The following is a 19,285-nucleotide window of genomic DNA, read 5'->3' as shown; positions in this document are numbered from 1 at the left end:
TATTTCAAGTATTATTGAAATATGGAAACCAACTTGATTCATATTGACGAAGACGCAGCGGTCACGGCTTTGGCTGCGCTGGCACAGGCACAGCGGCTTCGCACTTTCAGAGCCCTGGTGATCGCAGGACCGGCGGGCATGACACCCGGTGTCATCGCGCCCGCCTTGGGCGTCTCTCCCAGCGCCTTGTCCTTTCACCTCAAAGAACTGGTCCATGCCGGCTTGGTCACGAGCGAGGCACGGGGCCGCCATCTCATTTACCGCGCCAACTTTGCGCGAATGACGGGACTGCTCGGCTACCTGACTGAGCATTGCTGCCAGGGCGAGGCCTGCGAGGTGAATTCCCCGGACTGCTGCTGAATGAACCTTGCCGCCGCACTTAACCACGCCTGCATCTGCCGCACCCTGAATGCGGGAAAACTCCAGGCGCAACTGGAAAATGACCCCGCGCTGGCCGGGCTTGCACAAACCATTGCCCAGACCCGGCCCCATCTGTTTTCGTCCACCGTTGTCTTTATTTCCAGCGACACCGCTCGCACGATCACGGCCACCGTCTCAGCCATTGAACGGGTTGCCACCCTGCCCGCTTACCAGGCCCAGGCCTTGGCACGCGCCCCGGCCATCGCCCAAACCCATTTCGGACCGGCCGGCGTGTTCATGGGCTATGACTTCCATGTCACCACCGAAGGGCCCCGGCTGATTGAGGTCAACACCAATGCGGGTGGTGCGTTGCTCAATGGCGTGTTGGCACAGGCCCAGACGGCCTGCTGCGAGTCCATGTCGGCCATGTGGAAACCCAACCACCAACCCAACTCACTTGAACAAACCGTCTTCGAGATGTTCGCCACGGAATGGCGTGCCCAACGGGGCGAGCAGACCCTGCGCGCCCTGGTCATCGTGGACGAGGCGCCACAGGCGCAGTACCTGGCGCCAGAATTTGAACTCTTCAAACACCTGTTTCTGCAGCGCGGCATTGATGCGGCCATCGTCTCGCCGCAAGACCTGACCTGGCGTGATGGCCGGTTGTGGCACGGCACGACCTTGGTCGACATGGTCTACAACCGCCTCACCGACTTCTACCTGACCGACCCTGCTCACCTGGCACTTCAACAAGCCTACACGGCCGGTGCCGTGGTGCTCACCCCACACCCGCGTGCGCACGCCCTGCTGGCCGACAAGCGCAGCATGGTCGCGCTGAGCGACGCCGCGCTGCTGGCCGCCTGGGGCGCGAGCGACGCGGACCGCCAGCTACTGGCAACCGCGGTGCCCATGACCCAACCGGTGACACCACAAAACGCGGACGCTTTGTGGACACAGCGCCGCCAGTTGTTTTTCAAACCCGTGGCGGGCTATGGGGCCAAAGCGGTGTATCGCGGCGACAAGTTGACCCGCAAGGTATGGGGCGAGATTCTGGCGGGCGATTTCATTGCCCAGGCGCTGGTGCCACCGGGCGAACGCATGGTGGTGGTCGACGGCATGCCCACTGACCTGAAGTTCGATGTGCGCGCCTACACCTATGCGGGCGAGGTGCAGCTGCTGGCCGCCCGCACCTACCAAGGGCAAACCACCAACTTCCGCACCCCTGGAGGCGGTTTTTCACCTGTCCTGGTGGTGCCGCAGCTAGGCGATATGTCCCCCTTTCTTTTTAACCTCAGGAGTCCCTGTCATGTCTGAACAACCCATCAACGTCCTCTTTTTGTGCACCCACAACTCGGCCCGCAGCATCCTGGCCGAAGCCGTCCTCAACGACATCGGTGGGTCGCGCTTTCGGGGCTATTCGGCTGGCAGCAGCCCACGCGAGAATCAACAACCCAACCCTTTGGGCTTGTCGGTACTCAAAGCTGCGGGCATTTCAACGGACGGCCTCAGCAGCAAGAGCTGGGACGAATTCGCCAAACCTGACGCCCCGCATATGGACTTGGTGATCACCGTCTGCGATAACGCCGCCGGTGAAGTCTGCCCCTACTGGCCAGGGCAGCCCGCCACCGCCCACTGGGGCTACGCCGACCCGTCTGCAGGCGATGGCACTGATGCTGAAAAACTCGAAGCCTTTCGCCAGACCTTGCATGCCATCCGCCGCCGGCTCGACCTGCTGGTCAACCTGCCCACCGCAAGCGTCAACAAACTGATGCTGCAAAACACCGTGCGGGAATTGTCCAAGTCATGAGCAAGCCAACCACAGCCATCACCGCACCCGCGGCGATCGCCCCCATGAGCGTGTTCGAGCGCTACCTCACCGTGTGGGTCTTTTTGTGCATCATCGTCGGCATTGCGCTCGGACAAATGCTGCCAGGCCTGTTTCAAGCCATTGGCGCCATGGAAGTGGCCAAGGTCAACCTGCCGGTGGGCCTGCTGATCTGGGTGATGATCATTCCGATGCTGGTCAAGGTGGATTTCAGCGCCTTGCATGAAGTTAAAACACACATGCGTGGCATTGGCGTCACGCTGTTCGTGAACTGGCTGGTCAAACCGTTTTCCATGGCTTTTCTGGGCTGGTTTTTCATCCGCTACCTGTTTGCCCCGCTGTTGCCTGCCGACCAGCTTGACAGCTATATTGCCGGCCTGATTTTGCTGGCCGCAGCGCCCTGCACCGCCATGGTGTTTGTGTGGAGCCGGCTGACCGGTGGGGACCCGCTGTTTACCCTGTCACAAGTGGCCTTGAATGACGGCATCATGATCGTGGCGTTTGCGCCGCTGGTGGCTTTCTTGCTGGGCATCTCGGCCATCACGGTGCCGTGGGACACCTTGCTGACTTCGGTCGTGCTGTACATCGTCATTCCCGTCATCCTGGCCCAGCTTTGGCGCAAGGTGTTGCTAGCCAAGGGGCAGGCAGCTTTCGACGCCACAATGGAAAAGATTGGCCCCTGGTCCATCAGCGCGCTGCTGGCCACGCTGGTCTTGTTGTTTGCCTTTCAGGGGGAGGCCATCATCCGCCAACCGCTGGTCATTGCCCTGCTGGCGGTGCCCATTTTGATCCAGGTGGTTTTCAACTCTGGCCTGGCGTACTGGCTGAACCGGGCCGTGGGTGAGAAGCACAGCATTGCCTGCCCCTCCGCGCTGATTGGCGCCTCCAACTTTTTTGAATTGGCCGTGGCCGCCGCCATCAGCCTGTTCGGCTTCCATTCTGGCGCTGCGCTGGCCACGGTCGTGGGGGTGCTGATTGAAGTGCCTGTGATGTTGCTGGTGGTGCGCGTGGTCAATCAATCCAAACCCTGGTACGAACGCGGCATCTCCGAGAGCAAAACATGAACCCCATCACCATCTATCACAACCCCGCCTGCGGCACCTCGCGCAACGTGCTCGCCCTCATGCGCAATGCCGGCCTGGAGCCGGAGGTCATTGAGTACCTCAAGACGCCGCCCGGGCGCGACAAACTCCTGGCGCTGATCGCGCAAATGAAAGTCCCCGTGCGCGACGTGTTGCGCGCCAAGGGCACGCTGTACGACGAACTGCAACTGGACAACCCGGCCCTGAGCGATGAGGCGCTGATCGACGCCATGGTGGCCCACCCGATCCTGATGAACCGGCCCATCGTCATCACGCCGCTGGGCACAAGGCTGTGCCGCCCGTCCGAGGCGGTGCTGGACATCTTGCCTGCGCCGCAACAAGGCGCGTTCACCAAGGAAGACGGCGAACGCGTCGTCGATGCCCAGGGAGCCCGTGTTGCAGGCCGATGACCTTCCCAACGTCAGCCACACGCTGTTTGATGTGCCGACGCAAGACCGGCTGCACCCTGTCACGCCCGCCGCTCATGCGCCACGCATCCTGCTGCTGTATGGCTCGCTGCGCGAGCGCTCGTTCAGCCGCCTGCTGAGCGAAGAAGCGGCCCGCCTGTTGACCGCGATGGGCGCCGAGACGCGCACCTTTGACCCCCACGGCTTGCCCCTGGCCGACGATGCACCCGACACCCACCCCAAGGTGCAGGAACTGCGCGCCCTGGCCCAATGGAGCGAAGGCATGGTGTGGACCTCGCCCGAGCGCCACGGGGCCATGACCGGCATCATGAAAACGCAGATTGACTGGATTCCCCTCGCGCAAGGCGCCGTGCGCCCGACGCAGGGCAAAACGCTGGCCGTCATACAGGTGTGCGGCGGCTCGCAGTCGTTCAATGCCGTCAACCAGTTGCGGGTGCTGGGCCGCTGGATGCGCATGCTCACCATCCCCAATCAATCCTCGGTGGCCAAGGCGTTTCTGGAATTTGACGAAGCGGGCCGCATGAAACCCTCCGCTTATTACGACCGGGTGGTGGACGTGATGGAAGAACTGGTGAAGTTCACCCTGCTCACCCGCGACATCGGCCCCTACCTGGTGGACCGCTACAGCGAGCGCAAGGAAAGCGCCGAGGAACTCTCCCAACGCGTCAACCAGAAGAGCCTGTGAAGCAAGAGATACCGGTGTTGGATTGCTATATTTTCGATAGCTGCCTGCGCACGTTCTGCCTGGGCTACAGGCCGTTTTTATATAAATTCAATCCACCCTGTGCAGCAAGGCCAGCTCAATCGCGGTATGGTCACATTTGGCACAGGTGGCACTCAGGGCATCGCCCTGGCACCCGACATGCTTGAAGGACTGACATGAACACACCCATTCACCGCTTCCATGACCTTTTTGCCCAGTTGGGCCTGCCCTCTGATGAACCAGGCATTGGGCAATTTCTGGACACGCACCGTCCGCTGGCGGGCGACATCAAGCTGGCCGAGGCGCCCTTTTGGACACCTGCGCAGGCCACCTTCCTGCGTGAAGCCTTGCTTCAGGACTCGGACTGGGCTGAACTGGCAGATCAACTGAGTCAGGCCCTGCGTGGGTTGGAGAGTTAAAAAACAATGAGCGCAGGACACGACCACAGCCATGCCCCGGCCAATTTCAACCGCGCGTTTGCCGTCGGCATTGTGTTCGACCTCGTCTTTGTGCGCATTGAGTTGATTCATTGAGCTTGTTTTTTGATGTAAATCAAGCGGCAAACGGGGTCCGTTCGCTCTAATGGTGGAAGACCACATGCCTGTCGGCATTGGCAAATTCAAACCAGAGGCGTCACGATGAACCTCACTGCTTCAGGATCTGGCGACCCACCCATGCCTGCGGGATTTTTGAACAACCCCACGCGCCATCTTTTTTTCACGGGCAAAGGCGGTGTTGGCAAAACGTCACTCTCCACGGCCACCGCGCTGACCCTGGCCGACGCAGGCAAGCGGGTATTGCTGGTGAGCACGGATGCAGCGTCCAACCTGGATGAAATGCTGGGCATCACGCTTCGCAACACGCCCACACCGGTGCCCGGTGCGCCAGGACTCTCTGTCCTGAACATTGACCCCGACACGGCGGCCGAGTCGTACCGGCAACGGGTTCTGGCGCAGATGGGGCTTGACGCGAATGACGACGAACGCGCCACGGTGCGTGAACAGTTGTCCGGGGCCTGCACCACGGAGATTGCGTCCTTCGACGAGTTCGCGTCACTCTTGTCGGATGGTGCGTCACCCTACGACCACCTCGTTTTTGACACGGCGCCCACGGGCCACACACTGCGCCTTCTCAGCCTGCCCAAAGCCTGGAGCGGTTTTTTGGCGGGCAACGACCGCGGCGCCTCCTGCCTGGGCCCCCACTCGGGCCTGAAGATGCAAGAGGTGCGCTTCAAGGCCGCGCTGGACGCCTTGAGCGACCCCGCTCAAACCACGGTGGTGCTGGTGACCCGAGCCGACCACGGCGCCATGGCCGAGGCCGCCCGCACCTCTGCAGAATTGCACGAGTTGGGTCTGAACAACCAGCGTCTGGCCATCAACGGCGTTTTTCACGCCAGCAACACCGATGACGCCGTCGCCTGCGCCATCGAAGGCCTGGAGCAGCAAGCACTGCTCACCATGCCCGAGGCCTTGCGTGCCTTGCCGCAGGACCAGGTGCCTTTGCGGCCGTTTGACACCGTCGGCCTGCCCGCATTGCGCGCCCTGCTGTCGACTGCCGTTGCCCCCCTTGCCGCGCCCCAACCAGGCGCTCCACCCATAGGCGAGCCGATCCACGGTCTGGACGAACTGGCCGATGAGCTGGCCACCGCTGGCCACGGACTGATCATGGTCATGGGCAAAGGCGGCGTCGGCAAAACCACCATCGCCGCCGCACTGGCACTGGGGCTGGTGCAGCGCGGTAAAACCGTGCACCTGAGCACCACCGACCCCGCCGCCCACGTAGCCGAAACCCTCAATGGTGAGGTGACCGGGCTGCGCGTCGACCGCATTGACCCCCAAGTCGAGACGCAGCGCTATGTGGACAAGATCATGGCGGCCAAGTCCCCCGGACTGGATGCGCAGGAGCAAGCGCTTTTGCTGGAAGACCTGCGCTCACCCTGCACCGAAGAGGTCGCCGTGTTCCACGCCTTCTCGCGCATCGTCAGCGAGGCGCGCAGCGCCTTTGTGGTGCTGGACACCGCGCCCACCGGGCATTCACTGTTGCTGATGGACGCCACAGGCGCTTACCACCGGCAAATGGTGCGGGAGTTTGAAGGACACGGCAACAGCCGCATCGTCACCCCGCTGATGCGGCTGCAGGACGCCAGCTACACCCGGATTATTTTGGTCACGTTGCCGGAGGCCACACCGGTGTCGCAAGCCGCCGCCCTGCAAGAAGACCTGCGTCGCGCCAAGATCGAGCCCTACGCCTGGGTGCTCAACAAGAGCGTGCTCGCGGCCGGTACCACCGACCCGCTGCTGGCAGCGCGTTTGGCAGGTGAACGCAAGCAGATGGCCCGCATGGCCGACGGACTGGCCCAACGCACCTTCATCCTGCCATGGCTGACGCGCCCGCCCATTGGCTTTACAGAATTGTCCAGACTGGTGGACTCCAAACAAATGGAGAGAGACAAACATGACCACCTTTGATCACCCAACCCTCATTCAGAACATCAACGACAACCTGGCGCCCTTTCGCAAGGCGCAGCCCGAGGCCATGCACGGGTTCGGGCAACTCGCACGCGCTGCGATGGCCGAAGGGGCTGTCAGCGCTTGGGGGCATCGCTGTGCGACACCTCAAAGCCATCGGCCACGTAGGCCGGGCCCTTCATGAGCCACACAATGACACAGCCAATGCTCACGGTCAGCACCAGCGTCCAGATGAAAATGACCAGCCCGATCATCACAAAGTCAAACAGTTGAATGTGCCGGGCCAGTTCAGCGGCCGTCTTCCCGGTGATCAGGAAGCGGGCTGCAAAGGCCATCACCGCAGGCAAGAGCGTGCCCGCGAGGCACACAGTGGGCATCAGGCGCAGCAACCGCCATTCAAACCCATACGGCGTGCGCTGAAATCCGGGGAGTTTTCGAAGCCAGTCCATGCAAGTGATTTTAGGAGTCCTGCAAGATTTTTGTTGCGCCCATCCGGCGCCTACAAGCTCAGGCCCTGCCCGGCCTCTTCCTAGGTCCGGCTATCGCGGATGTGGTGAATCCCAGAGGCGAAATTTATATAAAAACAGGCTGTAGCGACCGTCAATCATGCGTGAGAAGCTATCAATAAAATAGCAACCAATCCATTGATGTCACGAGATCCAGGCTTAACGACGCCCCCATCAAAACCACACGCGCCGGACTTTCAGACAAGGCCGGCGGGCATTTGATCTGGCACGCGTCACACGGCTCACACGGCTAGCTGAGCCACTTCTGCAAAAACTGCGCGTGCCCCATGGCGGGGTCCAACTGGTAGTTGGCAAACCCGACACGGTGATACAGCTTGATCGCCCCCGGGTTGCCGGACAGCACCTCCAGGGTCAGCTTGCAGGCACCACGCGCCCGGGCGACCTTTTCGGCCAATGCCAGCATTTTTTCAGCCACGCGTTGTCCTCGGTAACCCGACAACACGGCTACATCATGCACATTCACCAGGGGCTGGCAGGCAAAGGTCGAAAAGCCTTCGATGCAGTTCACCAGGCCCACCGGACAGGCACCCATGCCCTGGTCGTCGGCGCCACGCAGATCAAACGCCAGCACGCTGAACGCCTGGGGCCGCGCGGCGAGTGAGGCCACCAGGTGCTCCCGGGCAAATGGGCTCAGGGCTTCACCACCGCCCATTGGGTCTTGGGCGTAGGCGTCAAGCAGGTCCACCAGCGCCGCCGCATGAACGGGATTGGCATAGTCAGCCCGGCAGACCTGCAGCCAGGGGGTCTCAGGGAAAGTCAAAATTGTCATCTGTCCCCCCAGTTCAAACCAACAGGGTATCGGCAATACGCTGGGCACAGGCCTGCGCCTGCACGGGGTCGCGCGCCTCGACCATTACCCGCACCAAGGGTTCTGTACCGCTGGCCCGGATCAGGACACGGCCCGTCGCGCCCAGTTCCTTTTCAACAGCTTGCGTGGCCTCGTCCAGACGTGGACTGGCTTTCCAGTCCTGGCCAGGCTTCAGGCGGACATTGAGGAGCACTTGAGGAAAGAGGGTCACGTCCGCCAGCAGCTCTGCCAGCGTTTGCCCACTGCGCATGCAGGCTTGCAGCACCTGCAACGCGGAAATAAGGCCATCACCGGTGGTGTGTTTGTCCAGGACCAGCAAGTGACCCGAGCCCTCCCCGCCAAGCAGCCAGCCACGCTTTTCCAACTCTTCCAGCACATAGCGGTCACCCACCTTGGCACGCACCAATTCAACCCCTTTGTCCTTCAGGGCCAACTCCACCGCCATGTTGGTCATGAGCGTGCCCACCACGCCAGGAACGGCTTCATCCGCGCGCTTGGCGGTGGATTTGCCTCCCCGCAACAAGCGCTCTTTGACCATCAGGTACAGAATCTCGTCGCCATTGAACAATCGGCCTTGCGCGTCCACCAGCTGCAGCCGGTCCGCATCACCATCCAAAGCGACGCCATAGTGCGCGCCATGGGCCTTGACGGCCGCAACCAGCGCCTCGGGATGCGTGGCACCCACTTCGTGGTTGATGTTCAAGCCATCAGGCGCACAGCCAATGGAAATAACCTCGGCACCGAGTTCATGGAACACCTTGGGCGCCACCTGATAAGCCGCACCATGCGCGCCATCCACCACAATTTTCACGCCCTTGAGGGTCAGGTCGTTGGCAAAGGTGCTCTTGCAAAACTCAATGTAACGGCCTGCCGCATCGTCCAGGCGGCGCGTCTTGCCCAAATTGGCGGAATCGGCCCACACCGGCGGCTCCTCCAGCGCTGCTTCGACGGCCAACTCCCAGGCATCGGGCAGTTTGGTGCCCTGGGCGCTGAAAAACTTGATGCCGTTGTCGGCAAACGCGTTGTGACTGGCGCTGATGACAACCCCCAGCGATGCTCGCTGGGCCCGAGTGAGGTAGGCCACGCCAGGCGTTGGCAAGGGCCCCAGCAGCACCACGTCAACACCAGCCGAATTGAAGCCGCTCTCCAGCGCACTTTCCAGCATGTAGCCAGAGATTCGGGTGTCCTTGCCAATCAGCACCGTAGGCCGCGCTTCGGTCTTTTTCAAAACCCGACCCACCGCGTGGGCGAGACGCAAAACAAAGTCAGGGGTGATGGGCGACTGGCCCACTGTCCCACGAATGCCGTCTGTTCCAAAATACTTTCTGCTCATTTTTCTGATTTCCCCGTGAATGAAATTAACTTACTGCTATCTATTTTATAGCACTCAATACTTTCAATGCCTGCACCGTTTCACGTACGTCATGCACGCGAACGATGCCAGCACCTCGTTCAACAGCCAGCAAAGCGGCCGCCACGCTGGGCACCATGCGCTCATGCACATCGCCGCCGGAAGCCACTTGGCCCACGGTGCCGCACACGGATGCCAAAGAGGATTTTCGGGACCATCCTGCCACCAGCGGGTAGCCACAGGCCACCAGTTCGGCCTGCCGCGCCAGTAGCGAAAAGTTCTGCGCCACGGTTTTCCCAAAACCAATGCCGGGGTCAATCGCAATTCGGGCCTTTTCGACCCCCAGCCCTCGCAGAGCCTGCGCAGAATGCTTCAAAAATAATAGCACCTGAGCCACCACATCACCGTCCATTGGAGCGACTTGCATTGACATGGGCTCGCGATGCATGTGCATCAGACAAACACCACAACTACGGTGCAGGGACACCACCTGCATTCCGTTGAAAGAGGTAACACCCCCGGCCGCACTGGGTTCACGCCAGCGCAAGGCCCAGATGTCGTTGATGATGTCGGCGCCAAGATCGAGCACAGCCTGCATCACGGCAGGCTTGTAGGTGTCCACAGAAACGGGCACGCCCAGTTTGACAGCCTCGCGCAACACCGGCAGCACACGCGCCAACTCGACATCCAGTGACACAGGTGGCGCACCGGGCCGGGTCGACTCGCCGCCAATGTCCAGGATGTCAGCACCGTCGCGCAACAGCTTGTCGCAATGCTGCAGCGCCGAAGCGACAGACGCATGTTGACCACCGTCTGAAAAAGAATCAGGCGTGACATTGACGATCCCCATCACCTTGGGCGTCGTCAAATCAATTTCAAATCGGGTCGTTTTCCAACTCAGGGTGGACATGGGCGCTTGAAGAACAGAAGAAATCGTGACCAGCAAAAAGAATGAACCCGATTGAGCAAAAAAAACGGGGCTGTCAACAGCCCCGTTTTGTCAATTAGATCCGCCTCCTAGGCCACCGCAGGCGCTGCATCAGGCTTGACGGCGGGTGCACCACCGCTGCCGTTGTCCCCCCCGGAGGGCGGCATGCGAGGCGTCCAGTCCTTCGGAGGACGTGGCTCTTTGCCTGCCATGATGTCATCCAGCTGATCACTGTCAATGGTTTCCCACTCCAGCAAAGCCTTGGCCATGGCGTGCATCTTGTCTTTGTTATCTTCAATCAGCTTGCGCGCCAGACTGTACTGCTGGTCGATGATGCGACGAACTTCAGAGTCCACCTTTTGCATGGTCTGCTCGCTCATGTTGGTGGTCTTGGTCACGGAGCGACCCAGAAACACTTCACCCTCGTTCTCGGCATAAACCATGGGCCCCAGGGCATCTGTCATACCGTAGCGGGTCACCATGTCACGGGCAATATGCGTTGCACGCTCAAAGTCGTTGCTGGCACCTGTGGTCATCTGGTTCATGAACACTTCTTCGGCAATTCGGCCACCAAACAACATACTGATCTGGTGCAACATGTATTCACTGTCGTAACTGTAGCGATCCTGGGCAGGCAGGCTCATCGTCACACCCAAGGCGCGGCCACGGGGAATGATCGTCACTTTGTGAACCGGGTCGCACTTGGACAACATCTTGCCAATCAAGGCATGGCCAGACTCATGGTAGGCCGTGTTGCGACGCTCCTCTTCGGGCATGACCATGCTTTTGCGCTCAGGCCCCATCAGAATCTTGTCTTTGGCTTTCTCAAAGTCCTGCATTTCAACCGTGCGCGCATTGCGCCGTGCAGCCATCAAGGCCGCCTCATTACACAGGTTGGCCAGATCAGCACCAGACATACCCGGAGTGCCACGGGCGATCACGCCAGCATTGACGTCTTGACCCAAAGGCACTTTGCGCATGTGAACATTCAGAATCTGTTCGCGGCCGCGAATGTCTGGCAGCGTCACATAGACCTGGCGGTCAAAACGGCCAGGACGCAGCAAGGCGGCATCAAGAATGTCCGGGCGGTTGGTGGCAGCGACCACAATCACGCCCACATTGGTCTCAAAACCATCCATCTCCACCAGCATCTGGTTGAGTGTTTGTTCACGCTCATCATTGCCACCGCCAACACCGGCACCCCGCTGGCGACCCACGGCGTCAATCTCGTCAATGAAAATGATGCAAGGTGCATTTTTCTTGGCGTTGTCGAACATGTCGCGCACACGGGCCGCACCGACACCGACAAACATCTCGACAAAATCCGAACCGGAAATCGAGAAGAACGGTACTTTGGCTTCGCCAGCAATGCCTTTGGCCAGCAAAGTCTTGCCGGTACCGGGAGGGCCGACCAGCAACAAACCACGAGGGATACGACCGCCCAGCTTCTGGAATTTGGCGGGATCTTTCAGGAAGTCGACGACCTCTTTCACTTCTTCCTTGGCCTCGTCACACCCGGCCACGTCGGCAAAGGTGATCTGATTGGTGTTTTCATCAAGCATGCGAGCCTTGCTCTTGCCGAAACTGAAGGCCCCGCCTTTGCCGCCACCCTGCATTTGACGCATGAAATAAACCCAAACGCCGATCAAAAGAAGCATTGGGCCCCAGCTGACCAGCAACGTCATAAGCAAAGAGCCTTCTTCACGGGGCTTAACGTCAAACTTGACGTTATTGGCAATCAAATCACCCACTAGGCCGCGGTCGAGGTAGGTTGCCGTTGTCCGAACCTTGCGGTCGTCGTTGGTCACCGCGATGATTTCGGTACCGCCCTGCCCCTCCTGGATGATGGCACTCTTGATACGCTTGCCACGCACTTCCTCAAGGAAGTCGGAGTAACCAAGGTATCCGGCACCCACGGTCCCCCGGGTGTCGAACTGCTTGAAAACAGTAAAGAGCACCATGGCGATAACGAGCCAGACGGCAATTTTCGAGAACCACTGATTATTCAAGCGAAGCTCCAATAGGGAAGCAGGTTAGAAGACTGAACATAATTGGGTGTCATTTTAGGCGTTTCAAGATGGCCTGCTTGGGAATCACAGGGATTGAACCCCAGACGTGGCATGGAAATCAGGTCGACTTCAAACCCATACCGACCAGGAAGGTTTCAGATGACTTGTCACGAGAGGCTTTGGGCTTGATCCGCTTGACAGCAACAAACGTCTCCTTGAACCGTTTGACCAAGGGTTCATACGCCCCGCCGTGGAACACCTTGACTACCAAAGCACCCTGCGGTTTCATGTGGTTCTGAGCGAATTCAATCGCTAATTCGACCAGGTTTTCAATGCGCGCATCGTCCGCAGAAGCAATGCCAGACAAATTCGGAGCCATGTCGGACACCACCACGTCGGCCTGGCGGCCTTTCAACTCATCTGTCAAGCGTTGCAATACATCAGCCTCGCGGAAATCCCCCTGTAGGAAGATCACACCCTCTACAGGCTCCATTGGCAAGAGATCCAGCGCGATGATGGTGCCATTGAGTTTCCCGACAGCCGCGCCACCGCTTGTGGCTGTTTTGGGCGACATTTTGCGCCTCACATACTGACTCCAGGCGCCTGGCGTTGACCCCAGATCAACCACCAGTTGGCCTGGTTTGATCAAATTCAGGGTTTCGTCGATTTCCTTGAGCTTATAGGCGGCCCGGGCGCGATAGCCTTCGAGCTTGGCCAATTTGACGTAAGTGTCATTGACGTGATCATTGATCCACGCCCGGTTGACCTTGCTGCTTTTAGTTTGGGTTTTCATTTTTACCTTCGTAACCGATAATACCGGTATGTCTCAAATTCAATTGACCCCTGCTCAACGCAAAGAACACCGCGCCGACGCACACCACCTGGACCCCGTGGTCATGGTCGGTGGCGATGGCCTCACCGACGCCGTCAAGAAAGAGGCAGACGCTGCCTTGAACGCTCACGGGTTGATCAAAATCCGTGTGTTTTCTGATGACCGCGCCGCTCGCGAAGCCATGTTTCAAACCCTGGCTGAAGAACTCAGCGCCGCGCCGATTCAGCACATTGGAAAACTTCTCGTTTTGTGGCGCCCCATGCCAGAGCGCGAAAAAGTGGTGGATGAAAACCGCATGCCAGGCCCACGTGACTTCAAAGTACTGAAGTACAGCAAACAAGCGGGTCAACGCCCTGAAGTCAAAACGTTGCGCGTTCTGGGTAACCAGCGTCTGACCGCTGGCGGCCAGGTCAAACGCGCCAAGCCCAAACAGATCAGCATCAAGAAGCAAAGTCAGAACTGATCCGTCTGGCGCGGCGGCATCCATTTCCAGAATGCCGCCGCAGCACACAGCCATTGCAGCAGATACATCACGCTGCCCACGGTGTGCCACAAGCGCAAGTTTTCCCGCAAAACAATGCGCGGCGCCACGGCAAATTCAACCAACAAAGCCAACAACATGCCAGACACTATGAAAATCATAGCTGCCTGCGCACGGCCATCATGGGCTGATGGCCTTTTCACGCTTGCCTGCATGAGCAGGAACAAGCCACAGACGACCGACACCCAGGTTTGAGCCGAAAACAGTTTGGCGGCCATGCTGCCCGCCATTGCGGGTGTAGGCAAATGCACAAATAACAAAGGCACGACCAGAAACCCCAGGGTAGTAAGGCTGGCCCACCACAGAGCGGCTACCCAGGCAGGCAGGCGTGACATCAAATCAGACGTAGCTGACCGCTACCACTTCATAATGTTTGATGCCGCCCGGCGCCTTGACTTCTGCGGTGTCCCCCTCCGAGCGACCAATCAGGGCGCGGGCAATAGGACTGCCAATGTTGACCAGCCCCAGCTTGATGTCCGCTTCGTCTTCACCCACGATTTGATAGGTCACAACATCACCCGAATCCTCGTCTTCAAGCTTCACCGTTGCGCCAAATACGACACGCCCACCAGCATCCAGCTCAGCAGGATCTATGATTTGGCACACAGACAGCTTGCCATCAATCTCTTGAATACGTCCTTCAATGAAGCCTTGCCGGTCTTTGGCTGCTTCGTATTCGGCGTTTTCGCTCAAGTCACCCTGGGCACGCGCCTCAGCGATGGCATTAATGACCCAGGGGCGATCAACCGTCTTGAGTTTGTGCAGCTCGGCCTTGAGCATTTCTGCGCCGCGCTTGGTAATGGGAATGGTAGCCACGTACTGCTCCGTTGAATTAAAAGGTGTTACACAAAAGGAAACCGCCGACCGTTGCCGGTCGGCGGTATGAAGTTGCCGCGATTATGCCGTCATTGTCCAAACAAAATCAAACGGCAGTCAGTTGCGCATGCATTTCCTGCACGGAAATCACGTCCAGGTGATCCATGTGGCGCATGCCCTGCACAGCAGCTTCGGCACCAGCAATGGTTGTGAACGTTGTGACACGCGCCAGCAACGCGGATGTGCGGATCTGACGTGAATCGGCAATGGCGTTGCGACGCTCTTCCACCGTGTTGATCACCAAGGCAATTTCATTGTTCTTGATCATGTCCACGATATGCGGGCGGCCTTCGGTCACCTTATTCACAATCGCACACTGCACACCTGCGGCATTCATGGCGGCAGCCGTTCCTTTGGTCGCCAGGACAGTAAAGCCCATGGTCGCCAAGGCGCGTGCCACTTCAATAGCCCGCGGTTTGTCGTTGTTTTTGACGGTCAGAAAAACCTTGCCAGCGCGTGGCAGCTTGGTACCAGCCCCCATTTGCGACTTCACAAAGGCTTCACCAAAAGTTTTGCCAACCCCCATCACTTCCCCGGTTGACTTCATCTCGGGGCCGAGAATGGTGTCCACACCAGGGAACTTGACAAAGGGAAACACCGCCTCCTTGACGCTGAAGTAAGGCGGCGTGACTTCACGACCAATGCCTTGAGAAGCCAATGATTGCCCCACCATGCAGCGTGCAGCGACCTTGGCCAGCTGGATGCCGGTGGCCTTGCTCACAAAAGGCACCGTACGCGACGCACGCGGGTTGACTTCCAGCACATAAATGACGTCTTTACCGTCAATGTTCTGAATGGCAAACTGCACGTTCATGAGTCCCACCACGTTCAGGGCCTTGGCCATGGCGGCAGTCTGTCGCTTGATCTCGGCCACCGTTTCCACGCTCAGGCTGTAGGGCGGCAGTGAACAGGCCGAGTCGCCACTGTGAACGCCGGCTTGCTCAATGTGCTCCATCACACCGCCAATGAAGGTACCGCCTTCTTCGGTCGCAGAGCCAGCATCACGGATGCAATCCACATCGCATTCGATCGCATCGTTCAGGAAGCGGTCCAGCAGCACGGGAGAGTCATGGCTGACTTTCACGGCTTCGCGCATGTAGCGCTCCAGGTCGCGTTGCTCATGCACGATCTCCATCGCGCGTCCACCCAGCACGTAGCTGGGGCGAACCACTAGCGGATAACCCAAAGCGGCTGCCTTTTCCAATGCTTCCGGCTCAGTACGGGCCGTCGCGTTGGGTGGCTGGCGCAAGCCCAACTCGTGCAGCAACTTCTGAAAACGCTCACGGTCTTCCGCTGCATCAATCATGTCCGGCGAGGTACCGATGATGGGCACGCCATTGGCCTCCAGATCCAGCGCCAACTTGAGCGGCGTCTGCCCACCGTACTGGACAATCACGCCATACGGTTTTTCCTTGTCCACGATTTCGAGCACGTCTTCGAGCGTGAGGGGTTCGAAATACAGGCGGTCCGAAGTGTCGTAATCCGTTGATACGGTCTCGGGGTTGCAGTTGACCATGATGGTTTCGTAACCGTCTTCCCGCATCGCAAGAGCTGCATGCACGCAGCAATAATCAAACTCGATACCCTGACCGATGCGGTTGGGCCCACCACCCAGCACCATGATTTTTTTCTTATCCGTGGGCGCAGCCTCACACTCACTGTTTTCGGATTCGTAAGTCGAATACAGGTAGGCGGTATTGGTCGCAAACTCGGCAGCACAGGTATCAACCCGCTTGTAAACCGGCCGGATACCCAAAGCACGGCGTTTTTCGCGAATGGCGGTGTCGGTGGTTTTAAGTTGCTTGGCCAGGCGACGGTCTGAAAAACCTTTTTGCTTGAGCGCGCGCAAAGTTGTCGCGTCAATCGCTTCCAGCGTCGTGGTTTCCAGTTCCAGCTCAATCTTGACGATCTGCTCGATCTGAACCAAAAACCAGGGGTCGATCTTGGTCAGCGCAAACACTTCATCCACGCTCCAGCCAGCCGCAAAGGCATCACCCACGTACCAGATACGCTCGGGACCAGGTTCACCCAGTTCTTTCTCGAGCACTTCACGGTCTTGGGTCTTCTCGTTCATACCGTCCACACCGACTTCCAGTCCGCGCAGCGCTTTCTGGAAGGACTCCTGGAAGGTGCGCCCAATGGCCATCACCTCGCCAACCGATTTCATCTGGGTCGTCAAACGGCTGTCTGCAGTCGGGAACTTCTCAAACGCAAAACGGGGAATCTTGGTGACCACATAGTCAATACTGGGCTCGAAACTGGCAGGTGTTGCGCCACCCGTGATGTCATTGCGCAATTCATCGAGCGTGTAACCCACAGCCAGTTTGGCAGCCACTTTGGCAATCGGAAAGCCGGTCGCCTTGGACGCCAGGGCCGATGAACGCGACACCCGCGGATTCATCTCGATCACCACCATGCGGCCGTCGACCGGATTGATGGAGAACTGCACGTTGGAGCCACCGGTGTCCACACCAATTTCACGCAACACGGCCAACGACGCGTTACGCAGAATCTGGTATTCCTTGTCGGTCAGCGTTTGCGCAGGGGCCACCGTGATGGAGTCACCGGTATGCACGCCCATCGGGTCCAGGTTTTCAATGGAGCAAATGATGATGCAGTTGTCCGCCTTGTCGCGAACCACTTCCATCTCATATTCTTTCCAGCCGAGGAGTGATTCTTCAATCAACAGCTCAGTGGTGGGCGAGGCTTCGAGGCCACGCTTGCAGATGACTTCGAACTCTTCCGAGTTGTAGGCAATGCCGCCCCCCGTGCCGCCCAGCGTGAAGCTGGGACGGATCACGGTGGGAAAGCCCAGCGTCTTCTGAACGACCCAGGCCTCTTCCATGGAATGGGCGATGCCGGACCGGGCCGAACCCAGGCCAATCTTGGTCATCGCATCCTTGAACTTCAGGCGGTCTTCCGCCTTGTCGATCGCTTCTGGTGTGGCGCCAATCAGTTCAACGTTGTACTTCTCCAGCACGCCGTGATGCCACAAATCCAGCGCGCAATTCAGCGCTGTCTGGCCGCCCATGGTCGGAAGTATGGCGTCGGGACGCTCTTTGGCAATGATCTTCTCGACTGTTTGCCACGTAATGGGCTCGATGTAAGTCACATCGGCCGTGTCCGGGTCGGTCATGATCGTGGCCGGGTTGCTGTTGATCAGAATGACTTTGTAGCCTTCTTCACGCAGCGCCTTGCAGGCTTGGACGCCAGAGTAGTCGAACTCGCACGCCTGACCAATGATGATCGGACCTGCGCCGATGATGAGAATGGATTTAAGGTCGGTGCGCTTAGGCATTCTTCTTCTCCTGAGCCTTCTCCATCAACACGGTGAAGCGGTCAAACAAATAGGCAATATCGTGAGGGCCGGGTGACGCTTCCGGGTGACCCTGGAAACAAAACGCGGGCTTGTCGGTGCGGGCCATGCCCTGCAGCGTACCGTCAAACAGGCTGACGTGGGTCGCACGCAGGTTGGCAGGCAGCGTCTTTTCATCCACCGCAAAACCATGGTTCTGGCTGGTGATGCTGACGCGACCGGTGTCGAGATCTTTCACCGGATGATTCGCGCCATGGTGGCCGAACTTCATCTTGAAGGTCTTGGCACCACTGGCCAACGCCATGATCTGATGACCCAGGCAAATACCGAAAGTGGGTATGCCAGTCTCGATCAATTCGGCGACGGCGGCAATCGCATAGTCGCAAGGCTGGGGGTCGCCGGGGCCATTGCTCAGGAAAATACCGTCGGGCTGGTGCTCAAGCACCTCGGCGGCGCTCGTCTGCGCGGGAACGACCGTAACGCGGCAGCCGCGCTCAGCGAGCATGCGAAGAATGTTGAACTTGACACCAAAGTCATAGGCGACCACATGAAACCGTGGCTGTGCCTGCACACCATAACCCGGCTTGCCTTGCAGCTGCGGATTGAAGAGTTGCCACTCAGTCTGAGTCCACTCGTACGAAGTGGACGTCGTGACCACTTTGGCGAGATCAGCACCGGCCATACCCGGGGCCGCTTTCGCTAGCGCCACAGCCTGGTCGATGGCCGCCTGCGTGATGGCTTCGCCCAAGGGCAAAGCCAGAATGCAGCCATTTTGGGCGCCTTGGGTCCGCAAATGACGGGTCAACTGTCGCGTATCCAGATTGGCGATCGCCACCGTATTTTGCTGCACCAGGTACTGCGGCAAGGTCATGTCGGCGCGGAAGTTGGAGGCCACCAACGGCACATCCTTGATGATCAAACCTGCGGCATGAACCTTGGCAGCTTCCACATCTTGGGTATTGATGCCGTAGTTACCGATATGCGGGTAGGTCAGCGTGACGATTTGCTGGCAATAGCTCGGGTCTGTGAGGATTTCCTGGTAGCCGGTCATGGCAGTGTTGAACACTACCTCGCCAACCGTGGAGCCGGTGGCTCCAATGGAATTTCCTACAAACACCGTGCCGTCTGCGAGCGCCAGAATGGCGGGGGGGAATGTTCCCTGTAAAGACAAAAGCACTGGGTTCTCCGGATGGGGTTTTCGGGTACGCCCAAACGCGCTCAAGATACAATT

19 protein-coding genes are annotated in these 19,285 nt (G+C 59.0%); 9 read left to right on the top strand and 10 right to left on the bottom strand.

The genetic code is table 11. From position 1 onward, the window contains the following. Positions 1-21 precede the first annotated feature (21 nt). The 8 genes from AC097N_RS02210 (at position 22) to arsA (ending at position 6,866) form a co-directional block, all read left to right on the top strand. The gene (locus AC097N_RS02210; protein WP_479579086.1) at positions 22-360 is read left to right on the top strand and encodes an ArsR/SmtB family transcription factor; all 339 of its coding nucleotides are present in this window, start codon (positions 22-24) and stop codon (positions 358-360) included. Next, positions 361-1,674, top strand: a complete 1,314-nt coding sequence (locus tag AC097N_RS02205) for a hypothetical protein (protein WP_479579085.1) — start codon at positions 361-363, stop codon at positions 1,672-1,674. Then, a complete protein-coding gene (locus tag AC097N_RS02200) occupies positions 1,667-2,167 on the top strand; it encodes an arsenate reductase ArsC (protein ID WP_479579084.1) in 501 nt (166 codons plus the stop codon). The genes AC097N_RS02205 and AC097N_RS02200 overlap by 8 nt, the downstream gene beginning before the upstream one ends. After that, entirely contained in the window at positions 2,164-3,249 is a 1,086-nt protein-coding gene (gene arsB, locus AC097N_RS02195; RefSeq protein WP_479579083.1) for an ACR3 family arsenite efflux transporter, read from the top strand. Before AC097N_RS02200 ends, arsB begins: the two co-directional genes overlap by 4 nt. Next, entirely contained in the window at positions 3,246-3,677 is a 432-nt protein-coding gene (gene arsC, locus AC097N_RS02190) for an arsenate reductase (glutaredoxin) (protein WP_479579082.1), read from the top strand. Before arsB ends, arsC begins: the two co-directional genes overlap by 4 nt. Next, a complete protein-coding gene (gene arsH, locus AC097N_RS02185; protein WP_479579081.1) occupies positions 3,646-4,380 on the top strand; it encodes an arsenical resistance protein ArsH in 735 nt (244 codons plus the stop codon). The genes arsC and arsH overlap by 32 nt, the downstream gene beginning before the upstream one ends. Before the next feature lie 194 nt (positions 4,381-4,574). Continuing rightward, positions 4,575-4,817, top strand: a complete 243-nt coding sequence (locus AC097N_RS02180; RefSeq protein WP_479579080.1) for a DUF2789 domain-containing protein — start codon at positions 4,575-4,577, stop codon at positions 4,815-4,817. A gap of 255 nt (positions 4,818-5,072) precedes the next feature. Further along, positions 5,073-6,866, top strand: coding sequence for an arsenical pump-driving ATPase (gene arsA / locus AC097N_RS02175; RefSeq protein ID WP_479579195.1), 1,794 nt, complete (start codon positions 5,073-5,075; stop codon positions 6,864-6,866). A gap of 116 nt (positions 6,867-6,982) precedes the next feature. Here arsA and AC097N_RS02170 read toward each other — a convergent pair whose 3' ends face one another. From AC097N_RS02170 to AC097N_RS02145, 6 genes are all read right to left on the bottom strand, one after another. After that, positions 6,983-7,315, bottom strand: a complete 333-nt coding sequence (locus tag AC097N_RS02170; protein ID WP_479579079.1) for a hypothetical protein — start codon at positions 7,313-7,315, stop codon at positions 6,983-6,985. Positions 7,316-7,622: 307 nt separating this feature from the next. Then, the gene (locus AC097N_RS02165; RefSeq protein ID WP_479579078.1) at positions 7,623-8,162 is read right to left on the bottom strand and encodes a GNAT family N-acetyltransferase; all 540 of its coding nucleotides are present in this window, start codon (positions 8,160-8,162) and stop codon (positions 7,623-7,625) included. 13 nt (positions 8,163-8,175) lie between these two features. After that, complete coding sequence (gene glmM, locus AC097N_RS02160) at positions 8,176-9,534, bottom strand: phosphoglucosamine mutase (RefSeq protein WP_479579077.1); 1,359 nt, start codon at positions 9,532-9,534, stop codon at positions 8,176-8,178. A gap of 40 nt (positions 9,535-9,574) precedes the next feature. Next, positions 9,575-10,453: a dihydropteroate synthase gene (folP, locus tag AC097N_RS02155; RefSeq protein WP_479579194.1), complete on the bottom strand. Its 879-nt coding sequence runs from the start codon at positions 10,451-10,453 to the stop codon at positions 9,575-9,577. Positions 10,454-10,569: 116 nt separating this feature from the next. After that, positions 10,570-12,489 carry an ATP-dependent zinc metalloprotease FtsH gene (gene ftsH, locus AC097N_RS02150; RefSeq protein WP_479579076.1) on the bottom strand — a complete coding sequence of 640 codons (1,920 nt, stop codon included), beginning with the start codon at positions 12,487-12,489 and terminating at the stop codon, positions 10,570-10,572. Between the two features lie 118 nt (positions 12,490-12,607). Continuing rightward, a complete protein-coding gene (locus AC097N_RS02145) occupies positions 12,608-13,282 on the bottom strand; it encodes an RlmE family RNA methyltransferase (protein ID WP_479579075.1) in 675 nt (224 codons plus the stop codon). 28 nt (positions 13,283-13,310) lie between these two features. Between AC097N_RS02145 and AC097N_RS02140 the strand changes: the two genes are divergently transcribed. Continuing rightward, the gene (locus AC097N_RS02140) at positions 13,311-13,784 is read left to right on the top strand and encodes a YhbY family RNA-binding protein (RefSeq protein WP_479579074.1); all 474 of its coding nucleotides are present in this window, start codon (positions 13,311-13,313) and stop codon (positions 13,782-13,784) included. On the opposite strand, the gene AC097N_RS02135 is transcribed toward AC097N_RS02140, so the two are convergent. From AC097N_RS02135 to carA, 4 genes are all read right to left on the bottom strand, one after another. Beyond that, positions 13,775-14,200: a DUF4149 domain-containing protein gene (locus AC097N_RS02135; RefSeq protein WP_479579073.1), complete on the bottom strand. Its 426-nt coding sequence runs from the start codon at positions 14,198-14,200 to the stop codon at positions 13,775-13,777. The two genes, AC097N_RS02140 and AC097N_RS02135, sit on opposite strands and share 10 nt — an antisense overlap. Position 14,201: 1 nt before the next feature. Further along, positions 14,202-14,678, bottom strand: a complete 477-nt coding sequence (gene greA / locus AC097N_RS02130; protein ID WP_479579072.1) for a transcription elongation factor GreA — start codon at positions 14,676-14,678, stop codon at positions 14,202-14,204. Positions 14,679-14,784: 106 nt separating this feature from the next. After that, a complete protein-coding gene (carB, locus tag AC097N_RS02125; protein WP_479579071.1) occupies positions 14,785-18,036 on the bottom strand; it encodes a carbamoyl-phosphate synthase large subunit in 3,252 nt (1,083 codons plus the stop codon). Continuing rightward, entirely contained in the window at positions 18,029-19,231 is a 1,203-nt protein-coding gene (carA, locus tag AC097N_RS02120; RefSeq protein WP_479579070.1) for a glutamine-hydrolyzing carbamoyl-phosphate synthase small subunit, read from the bottom strand. Before carA ends, carB begins: the two co-directional genes overlap by 8 nt. Between the last annotated feature and the right edge of the window lie 54 nt (positions 19,232-19,285).

Source organism: Rhodoferax sp. LS1R11, assembly GCF_056521395.1.
Note: the sequence above shows the minus strand (reverse complement) of the source record. Positions and strands in the feature narration are given on the sequence as shown.

Bases quoted from the DNA above. Each gene is read 5' to 3' on its own strand.
- AC097N_RS02170 (WP_479579079.1), bottom strand. From the start codon at position 7,315: ATGGACTGGCTTCGAAAACTCCCCGGATTTCAGCGCACGCCGTATGGG.
- AC097N_RS02165 (WP_479579078.1), bottom strand. From the start codon at position 8,162: ATGACAATTTTGACTTTCCCTGAGACCCCCTGGCTGCAGGTCTGCCGG.
- AC097N_RS02180 (WP_479579080.1), top strand. From the start codon at position 4,575: ATGAACACACCCATTCACCGCTTCCATGACCTTTTTGCCCAGTTGGGC.
- arsB (WP_479579083.1), top strand. From the start codon at position 2,164: ATGAGCAAGCCAACCACAGCCATCACCGCACCCGCGGCGATCGCCCCC.
- AC097N_RS02200 (WP_479579084.1), top strand. From the start codon at position 1,667: ATGTCTGAACAACCCATCAACGTCCTCTTTTTGTGCACCCACAACTCG.
- AC097N_RS02140 (WP_479579074.1), top strand. From the start codon at position 13,311: ATGTCTCAAATTCAATTGACCCCTGCTCAACGCAAAGAACACCGCGCC.
- AC097N_RS02145 (WP_479579075.1), bottom strand. From the start codon at position 13,282: ATGAAAACCCAAACTAAAAGCAGCAAGGTCAACCGGGCGTGGATCAAT.
- AC097N_RS02210 (WP_479579086.1), top strand. From the start codon at position 22: ATGGAAACCAACTTGATTCATATTGACGAAGACGCAGCGGTCACGGCT.
- carB (WP_479579071.1), bottom strand. From the start codon at position 18,036: ATGCCTAAGCGCACCGACCTTAAATCCATTCTCATCATCGGCGCAGGT.
- AC097N_RS02205 (WP_479579085.1), top strand. From the start codon at position 361: ATGAACCTTGCCGCCGCACTTAACCACGCCTGCATCTGCCGCACCCTG.
- glmM (WP_479579077.1), bottom strand. From the start codon at position 9,534: ATGAGCAGAAAGTATTTTGGAACAGACGGCATTCGTGGGACAGTGGGC.
- arsC (WP_479579082.1), top strand. From the start codon at position 3,246: ATGAACCCCATCACCATCTATCACAACCCCGCCTGCGGCACCTCGCGC.
- arsH (WP_479579081.1), top strand. From the start codon at position 3,646: ATGCCCAGGGAGCCCGTGTTGCAGGCCGATGACCTTCCCAACGTCAGC.
- arsA (WP_479579195.1), top strand. From the start codon at position 5,073: ATGCCTGCGGGATTTTTGAACAACCCCACGCGCCATCTTTTTTTCACG.